Origin of the sequence: Proteus columbae (assembly GCF_002777965.1) — a bacterium.
GTDB classification, from domain to species: domain Bacteria; phylum Pseudomonadota; class Gammaproteobacteria; order Enterobacterales; family Enterobacteriaceae; genus Proteus; species Proteus columbae.
In genome coordinates this window covers 227,468-239,931 of record NZ_NGVR01000032.1, presented here as the reverse complement: position 1 = coordinate 239,931, position 12,464 = coordinate 227,468, and the positions used below count along the sequence as shown (strand labels likewise).

7 protein-coding genes are annotated in these 12,464 nt (G+C 40.3%); all 7 read right to left on the bottom strand.

Features of this window, described 5'->3' with window-relative positions; translation table 11 throughout:
* Positions 1–45 precede the first annotated feature (45 nt).
* The 7 genes from yegS to CBE70_RS17735 all read right to left on the bottom strand — a co-directional run bounded on the left by yegS (position 46) and on the right by CBE70_RS17735 (position 12,286).
* Positions 46–939, bottom strand: a complete 894-nt coding sequence (gene yegS, locus CBE70_RS17765; protein ID WP_100160372.1) for a lipid kinase YegS — start codon at positions 937–939, stop codon at positions 46–48.
* Between the two features lie 296 nt (positions 940–1,235).
* The gene (trhP, locus tag CBE70_RS17760) at positions 1,236–2,615 is read right to left on the bottom strand and encodes a prephenate-dependent tRNA uridine(34) hydroxylase TrhP (protein ID WP_069367578.1); all 1,380 of its coding nucleotides are present in this window, start codon (positions 2,613–2,615) and stop codon (positions 1,236–1,238) included.
* Positions 2,616–2,734: 119 nt separating this feature from the next.
* Positions 2,735–3,442, bottom strand: a complete 708-nt coding sequence (gene baeR / locus CBE70_RS17755; protein WP_100160371.1) for an envelope stress response regulator BaeR — start codon at positions 3,440–3,442, stop codon at positions 2,735–2,737.
* Positions 3,443–3,466: 24 nt separating this feature from the next.
* Complete coding sequence (gene baeS / locus CBE70_RS17750) at positions 3,467–4,843, bottom strand: envelope stress sensor histidine kinase BaeS (RefSeq protein ID WP_100160370.1); 1,377 nt, start codon at positions 4,841–4,843, stop codon at positions 3,467–3,469.
* Positions 4,840–7,923: a multidrug efflux RND transporter permease subunit MdtC gene (gene mdtC / locus CBE70_RS17745; protein ID WP_100160369.1), complete on the bottom strand. Its 3,084-nt coding sequence runs from the start codon at positions 7,921–7,923 to the stop codon at positions 4,840–4,842. The genes baeS and mdtC overlap by 4 nt, the downstream gene beginning before the upstream one ends.
* The gene (locus CBE70_RS17740; protein ID WP_100160368.1) at positions 7,920–11,051 is read right to left on the bottom strand and encodes an MdtB/MuxB family multidrug efflux RND transporter permease subunit; all 3,132 of its coding nucleotides are present in this window, start codon (positions 11,049–11,051) and stop codon (positions 7,920–7,922) included. The genes mdtC and CBE70_RS17740 overlap by 4 nt, the downstream gene beginning before the upstream one ends.
* On the bottom strand, positions 11,051–12,286 hold the full coding sequence (locus CBE70_RS17735) for an MdtA/MuxA family multidrug efflux RND transporter periplasmic adaptor subunit (RefSeq protein WP_100160367.1): 1,236 nt from the start codon (positions 12,284–12,286) through the stop codon (positions 11,051–11,053). The genes CBE70_RS17740 and CBE70_RS17735 overlap by 1 nt, the downstream gene beginning before the upstream one ends.
* Positions 12,287–12,464 lie beyond the last annotated feature (178 nt).

Genomic DNA, 12,464 nt, shown 5'->3' with positions numbered 1-12,464 from the left:
TACTCCAGTTCATGATGAGATGAGAGTGATTGTCATTTATCTACATTAAGATAACAAGTCACATTGAGGCGGTAATCGGCAGTGGATCGCTTCAGGTAACACAATAAATTCAAATTTATTCCCTAAAAGGGGTTCTCCATCTAAATTAAATACCATTTCATGAGAAGCACTAATGTTTACCCAGCGACTTTCTCGCTCAATTATCTTGTCATTCTTCTTGCTATCAAACATGCTACTTAAAATCGAGGGAAGAAGTTCGTGAGCTTCAACGATGGTGAGATTGAGCTTATTGTCATTAATTAAGGCTTCAGAGCACAGTTTTTGTCCTCCACCAGCTTGACGGCCATTGCCGATAGCTAAAATAAGAGACTCACCTTCCCAGTGAAAATTCTCTGCTTCAATTGTGCAATGATCCGCTTTTAAAGAGTCAATACTTAAAAGACCATTAATAAAATAGGCGGCTCCACCTAATGCTGATTTTAACGCTTCAGGGGTTTCTGTTGTGATTTTTGTTCCAAAGCCGCCTGATGCCATATTGATAAAATAGTGAGTCTTATTCACAGCGATAACATCAATAGGTATTGCGCGACCTTTAACGGCTAAATTAAGTGCATGTTCCATATCACGAGGGATTTGTGCGCTGGTAGCAAAATCATTTGCTGTGCCTAATGGGATAATACCAAGGGTTGGCGGTGATAAAGGTGATAAATGAATAAGTTCAGAGGCAACACTATTAATTGTGCCATCACCTCCCGCAGCAATCACCGTTTCAGCATTTATATCAATGGCTTCTTGTACAAAACGGCGTACATCACAGGATTCCCACGTTACTCTTACTTGGAGATCAAAACCTTCATCTCGTAATTGGTAAACGGCTTTTCTCAATTCGCTATTATTCGCGCTTTTTCCATTAATGATTAGCAAACTAATTTTACTCATTGATGAGTTCCTTTAATTGAATCACTCTTTTAAAGGTAATGGATATCGAGAAAATTACTATTTTTTTACAAATGATAACGAAAAAGGGAGTGTATTTTATATAAAAGGGAGTTGATAAGAAGGGTACAAAAAGAAAAGGCAAATCCAAGGGAGATTGGATTTGCCAAGGAGGTGGTTCCTAGTCTTACTGTATTCATTCTAGTTCTTTATTTTTCAGAACTGATGATACGGTAAACAAATTATTATTGATGTGATCTGTATTTGAAATTGACCACTTTAAATCAGATTATGACGCTTTACTTCACTTCTACCGCATCAATTTTATGCGGTTGACGTGTTGTTGTACCTTGTAGGTTACGGATCAGCAGTGCAAAATCTAAATCAACATCTTCAGGAACAGATAAATAAACCATGTGACCATTACCCGGTGCGACATCAGTTGGCTGCTGTTTTTTGTTAAACAGTGTTTCTAGCGTAAATTGAATATTTCCAGTTGGTGTCATTAATTCTAGGCTATCACCTAAAACAAATTTATTTTTAACATCAACTTCAGCTAAGCCGTTTACGCGTTTACCTGTGAATTCACCGACAAATTGTTGTGTGTCAGAGACAGAATAACCATATTCATAAGTTTGGTAGGCATCATGGGTATGACGACGTAAGAAACCTTCTGTATAACCGCGATGTGCTAAGCCTTCTAATGTAGTTAGTAACGTTGGATCAAAAGGTTTACCTGCAACAGCATCATCAATCGCACGACGATACATTTGTGCAGTACGGGCACAGTAATAGAAGGATTTAGTACGACCTTCAATTTTCAGCGAATGCACACCCATTTGAGTTAATTGCTCAACGTGTTCAATCGCGCGTAAGTCTTTAGAGTTCATGATATAAGTACCGTGTTCATCTTCGAACGCAGTCATATATTCACCAGGGCGTTTTGCTTCTTCGATTAAGTAGACTTTGTCTGTTGGCGCGCCAACACCTAAAGTAGGCTCAACGTTTTTAACTGGGATTGGCGTGTATTTTTCAACAATATTACCAACCTCGTCTTCTTTGCCTTCTTCGACTTTATATTCCCAACGGCAAGCATTAGTACATGTACCTTGGTTCGGGTCACGCTTATTGATATAGCCAGATAACAGGCAACGACCTGAGTAAGCCATACATAAAGCACCGTGAACGAAAACTTCTAATTCCATATCTGGAACTTGCTTACGAATTTCGGCAATTTCATCAATAGAGAGTTCACGAGAAAGGATCACGCGAGTTAATCCCATTTGACGCCAGAATTTTACGGTTGCCCAGTTAACCGCATTGGCTTGTACTGAAAGATGGATATCCATTTCAGGGAAGGCTTCACGTACCATCATGATCAAACCCGGATCAGACATAATCAGCGCATCAGGGCCCATATCAATGACGGGTTTTAAGTCACGGATAAAGGTTTTTAATTTAGCATTATGAGGTGCGATATTAACCACAACATAGAAGCGTTTACCTAATTCGTGGGCTTCTTGAATACCTTTAGCAAGGTTTTCGTGGTTAAACTCATTATTACGCACACGTAAGCTATAACGTGGCTGACCTGCATAAACGGCATCTGCGCCATAAGCAAAGGCATAGCGCATATTTTTTAATGAGCCAGCAGGAGAGAGCAATTCGGGTGTAAACATGGTTAATTTCCTGGTTCTGATTTCAAGTCAGTCCCCCACACATTGGGTAGGGGTATATCATAAAGGGGTGGATTCTAGCGCTTAAGTGTAGCGAGGTTCAATGTATTCCTGAAAAAATATCATCGAAAACGGTAAGCTTGAGTTTCCCAACGATAGCCTTGACCATAAATTGAGCGAATAAATTCAATTTGATCGTTTAGTTGCTCAAGTTTACGTCGTAAGTTTTTAATATGACTATCAATGGTTCTATCCGTCACAATGCGGTAGTCATCATAAAGGTGATCCATTAGCTGATCACGGGTTAATATTTTGCCGGGTTGAGTGGCTAAGGCTTTTAGTAAACGAAATTCAGCCGTCGTTAAATCGAGGATTTTATTGCTGTATTGGATTTGATAAGCCTGCTCATCAATGACGACTAATTTATCGCTTTGAATAATATCTTGTGGTCGATAAAAACGACGCAATAAGGTTTTGACTCTGGCTACCACTTCTCTTGGGCTATAGGGTTTGCAAATATAATCATCAGCGCCAATCTCAAGCCCGAGTAATCTATCCACTTCTTCTGTTTTAGCTGTCACCATAATGATTGGAATATCTGAAAACTGACGTAACTCTTTACAGATAGTCATGCCATCTTTAACAGGCAACATCAAATCTAATAGTATTAAATCGTAGTGTTGCTGTTTTACACAATGACTCACTTCAGCACCATCTGCTAACCAATGAGTCTGATAACCCGATGCTTGAAGGTAATCAATAAGTAATTGGGCAAGTTTAGGTTCATCTTCAACAATCAGAATTGAATAGGGGGATTCAGATACTGTCATTTATTGGCTCAATGGTTATTAGGCTTAAAGATCATCAGAATATGCGGGTAATTCTATAAGGATTTTCATGCCACCTAAAGAGGAAGGCATAGCACTTATCTTACCATTATGAGCTTCAACAATATTTTCGCAAATCGCAAGACCTAAACCTGAACCTCCACTTGCGCGATTTCGTGAATTTTCTGCACGATAAAAGCGCTGAAAAACAACTTTGTATTGAGCGCTATCTAACCCCGGAGCACTATCTTCTAATGAAATAACAACATGATTTTGCTCTTTTTTGGTGCTGATATGTAATTGACCGCCTGAATAAGTATAGCGCACGCTATTCTCTAGCAGATTATGGAAAAGCTGGATCAACCTATCAGGATCGGCTTGTACAATCAGTGGAGATAAATCATCTAATTCGGTGAGTAGAGTAATATCTTTAGTTTGATATGTGTGACGATAAGAAGCTACCGCCAACAAAATCACCTCATTAATATCGATAAAATCTTTACGATAAGTTAATGAGCCTCTATCTGATAATGAAAGCTGGTGGAGATCATTAACCAATTTTGTCAGGTTTGTGACTTCGAATAAAAGCGAATTTAGCGTCTCTGTTGTGGGTTTTCTGACACCATCTTGTAACGCTTCAAGCTCCCCTTTTAAAATAGCGAGGGGAGTGCGCAATTCATGTGAGATATCTGCCATATAATCGCGACGTATTTGCTCATTTTTTTCTAGCGTGCTGGCAAGTTGATTAAAGTCGGTAGCGAGTTGACTGATTTCATCTTTACTTGTGGGCGTCACACGAACAGAAAAGTCACCAGCGGCTAATTTATGTGTTGCCTCAACAAGTCGTTTAACAGGGCGTATCATATTGCGAGAAAGAATAAGAGTGATCAATAAAGCAAAAAGAACCGTTAAACCTGCAATTATCCAGCTAGTACGCAGTTGTTGTTTATCAAAACTGATATCGGCTTCATTGCTGATTTTATCTGCAGCACTGACAATCACCCATCCAACAATTTCATCATGAAAGGTAATGGGCTTTTTAAATGTCTCTGCGGGAAATTGATTGTCATGTCCAAATAAGCGCTTCATCTCTTTATCAACGATCCAAAATTGTGTACGCCAACCTCTTGGCGCAGGGCCTTCACCACTTTGGCTTATTTGATCAATGCTTCTTAATATTTGATAAAGAGAACGATCATCTCTATTAAGAAAGCGCCAATCTCCCGTTGAAGCATATTGTTCAGTTAAGGCTTCAGCTAAAAGAGTTGCACGTTGTTCACTGTTTTTCTTGATATAACCAATGAATCCTTGCTGGAAGCTACCTCGAATACCGATATGCATGGCGAGAACAACCACCATGCAAGTAGCAAAAACCACTAAAAACAGCTTACTTCTCAATTTCATGCATTTGCCTCTTTTTTGCTGATACGTCGTTGTTGCCAACGTTCACGCAATCCATCAAAAAATAGATAAATAACAGGGGTTGTATAAAGGGTCAGTAGTTGGCTCATTAATAAACCACCTACAATTGTTATCCCTAAAGGTTGCCTTAACTCAGCACCATCTCCGCTACCTAACATTAATGGCAATGCGCCAAACAAAGCGGCGAGAGTAGTCATAATAATAGGACGAAAACGCAGTAGGCTGGCTTGAATAATTGCCTCTTTAGCCGACAATTTCCCTTCACGTTGCGCGGTAATTGCAAAATCCACCATAATTATGGCGTTTTTCTTCACAATACCAATAAGCAACATAATGCCAATAAGTGCAATCAGACTAAAAGGTGTATTAAAAAGCTGTAACGCGAGTAAGGCACCGACTCCTGCAGAAGGTAGAGTTGATAAAATGGTCAGCGGATGAATATAACTTTCATACAGCACACCTAATACTAAATAGACCGTTACAATCGCCGCTAAGATAAGAATAAGCTGTGATTTTATAGTTTCCTGAAAGATCTGTGCTGTACCTGCAAAGGTGCCTCTGACGGTATTGGGTACACCTAACTCTGTCATTGTACGTTCAATAGAATTAATAGCATCAGCTAATGTATAGCCTTCAGGAATATTAAAGGCAATAGTTGAAGATGCAGATAATCCTTGGTGATTAACACTTAATGGCGCATTAGCCGGATACCAACTTGCAAATGCGGATAATGGAATACGTTCACCTTGACTATTGACCACATACATTTTATCTAACGCAGAGACATCTTGGGTATATTGTTCAGAGACTTCCATTACCACTTTATATTGATTTAGCGGCGCATAAATGGTGGAGATCTGACGTTGACCAAAAGCATTGTTCAGCAGATTATTGACATCACTGACATTAATACCTAATTGTGACATGGTATCGCGATCGTAAGTCAGTGCCATTTCGGCGCCTTTATCCTCTTTATCAGAGTTAACGTCTACAAGCTGAGGCAATTCACCTAAAGCTTTACGGACAATAGGCTCCCATTTACGCAACTCACTTAAATCATCAGCTAATAACGTAAATTGATAACTAGCATTAGCTTGGCGTCCACCCGCTCTAACATCTTGCACTGGCATTAAAAAGAGGTTAGCGCCGGGTTCATTGGCCAATTTTATCCGTAGGCGATTAATCACTTGATTTGCGCTATCAGTACGCTCTGATAGCGGATTGAGGGAAATAAACATAAATCCACTGTTAATACGCCCACCGCCAGTAAAACCCGTTACGCTATCAACGTCTTTATCTGCATTAATTTCTTGCATAAAACGGGTCATTTTTTCTTTCATCGATTGGAATGAAATACTTTGGTCAGCACGCACAAATCCCATTAATCGACCTGTATCTTGATCAGGGAAAAAGGTTTTGGGTGCACTAATATATAAGTAAACATTTAAGCCCAAAGTGGCGAGAAAAATAGCCATAACCCAGCGTTTATGGCGCAACGCTGCTTGTAATGTGACACTGTAACCTTGCTGGACGCGGAAAAGTAACTTACCAAACCCGCGTAAATGCGATTGTGCTTTAGGTTTCATCCCTTTTAATAAATGCGCGCACATCATGGGGGTTAGCGTTAGAGAAACAAATAGCGAGATAGCGATAGCTGTTGTTAAGGTGATGGCAAATTCTTTAAATAATCGCCCAACAAGACCATCCATTAACAGTAATGGAATAAAAACGGCAACAAGAGAAATACTCATCGAAAGGACAGTAAAACCAACTTCACCAACCCCTTTCAAGGCGGCATCTTTAGGTTTTAAACCATTCTCAATATGGCGAGAGATATTTTCAAGCACCACAATGGCATCATCAACCACAAAGCCCGTAGCCACGGTTAATGCCATTAATGAAAGGTTATTTAAACTAAAACCACAGAGATACATGGCTGAAAAGGTACCAATTAATGAAACGGGTACAGCAACAGCAGGGATCAGTGTGGCGCGACCTGAGCGTAAAAATAAGAACACGACTAAAATCACTAGCGCTACTGCAATGGCTAACGCTCGTTCAACTTCAGCGAGGGATGCGCGAATAGTGGGTGTTCTATCTTGTGCAACTTTTAAATCAACACTGGCAGGAATAAGTTCACGCAATTCAGGAAGCTCATCACGAATGCGATTCACGGTTTCAATGATATTGGCACCCGCTTCACGACGAATAACCAGCAAAATAGCAGGCTCTCCGCCACTCATTCCTGCGGCGCGTGAATTTTGTACTGAGTCGGTAACTTGTGCCACATCACTTAAACGTACAACAGCATCTTGATTGTAATGCACGATCACAGGGCGATATTCAGCCGCTTTGCTTAGCTCATCGTTAGTTTGGATTTGCCAACGACCCTCGTCATTATTTACAAAGCCTTGAGGTCGGCGCACATTTGCTTGGTTAATTGCTTTTCTAACATCATCAAGGCTGACATTTTGGTTAAATAACGCATCAGGATTGAGGGCAACACGTATTGCTGGCAATGAACCACCGCCGACAGAAACCTCACTAACACCTTCAATTTGCGAAATTTTTTGTGCCAATCTTGTTGATGCGAGGTCGTAAAGCTCCCCTGTGTTTTGGGTATCAGAGGTGAGCGTTAAGATCATAATCGGTGCATCAGAAGGATTCGATTTATAATAACGCGGGCGGCTTGGCATACCTGAGGGTAATAAGCTTTGTGAAGCATTTAACGCTGCTTGTACATCACGAGCTGCTGTATTGATATCTTTGTTTAAATCGAACACCAGCGTAATGTTGGTACTTCCAAGCGAACTGCTTGATGTCATTTCATCAATACCTGCAATTCGCCCTAGAGAGCGTTCAAGCGGTGTTGCCACAGAAGATGCCATGGTTTCTGGTGACGCCCCCGGTAATGAGGCATTGATATTAATAACGGGATAATCTACCTGCGGTAAAGGTGCGACAGGGAGCAACATAAACCCTAATACACCACATAGCGAAATCGCCAAACTGAGCAACGTAGTTGCTACGGGTCGTTGAATAAAGAGGGCAAAGAACTTCATGATACAGCCCCGTTATTATTCTCAACGTGTTTATTACGGTTGATATAGAGCGATAATTTATCAAATAACAGATAAATTACAGGTGTCGTAAATAGGGTTAAGATCTGGCTCATAATTAAGCCACCGACCATACAAACTCCTAATGGTTGACGCAATTCTGCCCCTACACCTGTACTCAACATTAAAGGTAAAGCACCTAAAAGAGCCGCCATTGTGGTCATTAAGATTGGGCGAAAACGTAATAAACACGCTTGATAAATAGCTTCGTAAGGCGTTAAACCTTGTTCTCGTTCAGCGGCAAGGGCAAAGTCTATCATCATGATCGCATTTTTCTTTACGATCCCGATAAGCAAGATGATCCCAATAATCGCAATAATATCAAGCTCATTACCTGCGGCTATTAAAGCTAATAATGCGCCGACACCGGCTGTTGGCAGTGTAGATAAAATAGTAATAGGGTGAATAAAACTCTCATATAGCACACCTAATACAATATACATTGCTACAATTGCCGCGATAATCAGCCACAAAGTACTTGAAAGCGCACTTTCAAATGCCAATGTTGCCCCTTGGAATTGAGTGGTAATATCTTTTGGCATAGAAATTTGCTCTTCAGCCAATTTCACTGCTTTCACCGCTTCTTCAAGAGAAGATTGTTCAGCGACATTAAATGAGAAGGTTGCTGAAGGGAATTGCTCTTGATGATTAATAGAAAGTGGCGCTAACCGCTGCTCTATGGATGCAATAGATAATAAAGGTACCATCGCACCATCTTTACCCGTTAAATGCACGGCTGAAAGTGCCTGTAATCCATCACCATTACGAATATCTTGTTCTAATACCACGCGATACTGATTGGCTTGAGTGTAGATAGTTGAAATTAAACGCTGACCAAAAGCATTATAAAGTGCGTTATCTATTTCACTCATTGAAATACCTAAACGGCTTGCTGAGTCTCTATCCACTTTGATATACGCCATCATGCCGTTGTCTTGCCAATCACTGCTAATATCAGTCAATTCAGGGCGATCTTTTAGTGTTTGAGAGAGCTTAGGCACCCAATAAGCCAATTCATCTAATGATGTTGCTTGTAGGGTAAATTGATATTGAGTACGAGAAACTTGCGTATCAATCGTTAAATCTTGGGTGGGTTGCAGATAGAGTGTCATTCCTGAAATAGAAGCAATACGCTCTTGTAAACGAGGAATAATCACATCAATACGGGAATCCCGCTGATCAAGAGGCTTTAACGTAATTTGCAAACGACCCGTATTTAAGGTTGCGTTGCTTCCATCAATACCTACAAAACTAGCAATATTATCAATAGCTGGATCATCTATTAATTTATCAACGACTTGCTGCTGTTTTTCTACCATTGCTTGATAAGAAATGGATTGTGAGGTTTCAATGGTACCTTGCAATAGTCCGTTATCTTGTAATGGAAAGAAGCCTTTAGGAATAAACATATATAGCAATACAGTTAGCACCAATGTGCTAAGTGCTACGCCAAGTGTTATCCATTGATGGTTTAAAACGCGTTTGAGCCAAACTGCATACACTGCAATCATTTTTTCAAAGAAACGCTCGCATGCCATTTCAAAACGGTTGTGTTTGATTTCATTTTCAGGCTTTAGCAATCGAGCACACATCATTGGTGTTAATGTGAGTGAAACCACCGCAGAGATTAGAATGGCAATAGCAAGGGTGATTGCAAACTCTCTAAATAGGCGACCAACAATATCTCCCATAAATAACAGGGGGATCAGTACGGCAATCAGTGAGAAAGTCAGTGAAATAATGGTAAAGCCAATCTCGCCAGCTCCTTTTAAAGCAGCTGTTAACGGTTTATCACCACGTTCAAGGTAACGGGAGATATTTTCAATCACCACAATGGCATCATCGACAACAAAGCCTGTGGCAATGGTTAATGCCATTAAAGTGAGGTTGTTGACAGAGAACCCACAAAAATACATCACTGCAAACGTACCCACTAATGAAAGCGGTACGGCAATACTTGGGATTAAGGTTGCGACACCATTACGTAAAAAGAGATAAATGACCATTACCACAAGGGCGATAGCTAAACCAAGTTCAAACTGCACATCTTTAACTGAAGCACGGATAGTTGTGGTTCTGTCTGTTAAGATCTCAACATTAACGGATTTTGGTAAATTAGAGACTAAATCAGGCAATAAATTACGAATATTATCAGTGGTATCAATAACATTAACGCCGGGTTGTCGTTGAACATTGATAATAATTGCTTGCTCATTATTCGCCCATGCACCCAGTTGGTTATTTTCAGGTGCTTGCTCAATAGTGGCAATATCAGATAAACGAATAGGCGCGTCATTTTTATAAGTGACGATTAATTGACGGTAATCTTCTAATGATTTCATCTGATCATTAGCAGATAACGTTACAGAGCGAGTTGGTCCATCAAGGCTCCCTTTCGCTGAGTTAACGTTCGCATTATTGATTGCTACACGAATTTTTTCGCTATCTAAACCGTAAGATGCAGCGGCTTGTGCATTAAGTTTGACTCTAACAGCAGGGCGCTGACCACCAGCTAAAGCCACCAAACCAACGCCATTAACTTGTGAAATTTTTTGCGAGATACGGGTTTCAACCATATCTTGCAACTGTGTCATCGGTAATGTTGAGCTAGTAACCGCCAAGGTTAAAATAGGTGGATCAGCAGGATTGACTTTGCTGTAAATCGGCGGATAAGGTAAATCGGATGGTAGCAGATTCGTGGCTGCATTTATCGCAGCTTGCACCTCTTGTTCTGCAACATCTAAGGGTAATGTTAATTGGAACATCAGTGTGATCACCGATGCACCGCCAGAGCTTTGTGACGACATCTGTTTTAATCCAGACATCTGCCCAAATTGACGCTCTAATGGCGCAGTAACTGCCGATGTCATTACATCAGGGCTTGCTCCGGGGTAAAGTGTAACGACCTGAATAGTTGGATAATCAACCTCAGGTAACGCAGAGACGGGTAGCATACGATAGCCAACAATTCCGGCTAAGAGTATGGCGACCATAAAAAGGGTTGTCGCAACAGGGCGCAGAATAAATAAGCGAGATGGCCCCCCACCTGTACCGTGTGTTTTTTCGGTCATTACGCTTTCTCCGCAACAACACGATTATTTTCTTTAGACTTTGGTGCCGTAGATGTCACGATATCGACTTTTACACCCTGTGTTAATCTATCCACACCATCAGTTACAACGCGCTGATCTGCCAATAAACCGGATGCTATTACGACTTTTTCTGCATTTTGTAATGCCACTTCAACCCGTAATTTACTGACTTTATCTTCACTATCAACAACCCAGACAAAGTGACCTTCATTACCCATTTGTAACGCTGCATTAGGAATAACAACGGCTTTTTCTAGTGTAGTAACATAAAGACGGACATTGACGAATTGATTAGGAAATAACGTCGTTTCTTGTTGTGGAAAACGTGCTTTTAACTTAATAGTACCGGTTGCGGCATCTATTTGATTATCAACACTGAATAACGTTCCTTGCGCTAATTCAAATTGGTTATTTCTATCTAACGCGGTAACAGGCAAATCTGCATTGTTTTTACGTGCTTGAATAACATTTGCTAGATCTTGTTCTGGTAATGTAAAAAGTACATCAACAGGATCCATTTGATTGATAACAACGATAGGTGTAGATGAGCCACCAGAAATATAATTACCAACATCAACCTGTTTTAAACCCACTCGACCTGAAATAGGTGCGGTGATTTTGCTATAAGTGAGTTGCAGTTGTGCATTACTGATAGTGGCTTCATCAATACGAATACTGGCTTCAGACTGTTTGACTAAAGCTTGCTGATTATCTAATTCTTGTTGTGAGACTAAATGGGTTTTTGCTAATTTCTGATAACGTGCTAAATCAAGACGAGCATTCGCTAATGTCGCTTGATCTTTTGCTAGTTGTCCTTTGGCTTGGGCTAATTGAACTTCAAATGGACGAGCGTCAATTTCAGCTAATAAATCACCTTTTTGAACGTATTGTCCTTCCGTGAAATGTAATGCCATTAATTGACCTTCAACACGGCTAGTAACAGTTACGCTGTTAGTGGCTTTTACTGTACCTAAAGCAGATAAAAATTGAGGCACATTTTCTTGTGTTGATGTTGCAACTTGAACAGGTGGTAAAGGAGGGCGTCGAGATCCAGATGTACCTCGACTTTGTGAATTAGCGGCTTGAGCCCCTTTGTTTTCAGGCGATGCTGTTTTTGCTGCATTAAATTGCCAATAGGCGTAACTCCCTGCGATTACGACGATTAAAGCGATAATGAGAGAAACTCTTTTTTTAGCATTTTTGTTTTTATTCATTACTTTTGTGATCCCACTGGCAACTAGCTAATCAGAAATACTGGAATGAAAATTTGGAATGGTGACATTCTACCTGTTTCTTCACAGTTAAAAATGGAGGAAATATGGAAATTAAGTCAAGGAATGTGTTTTGTTGGTGTTATTTTAATCAGTTAAAACAAATTACTACTGACATTAC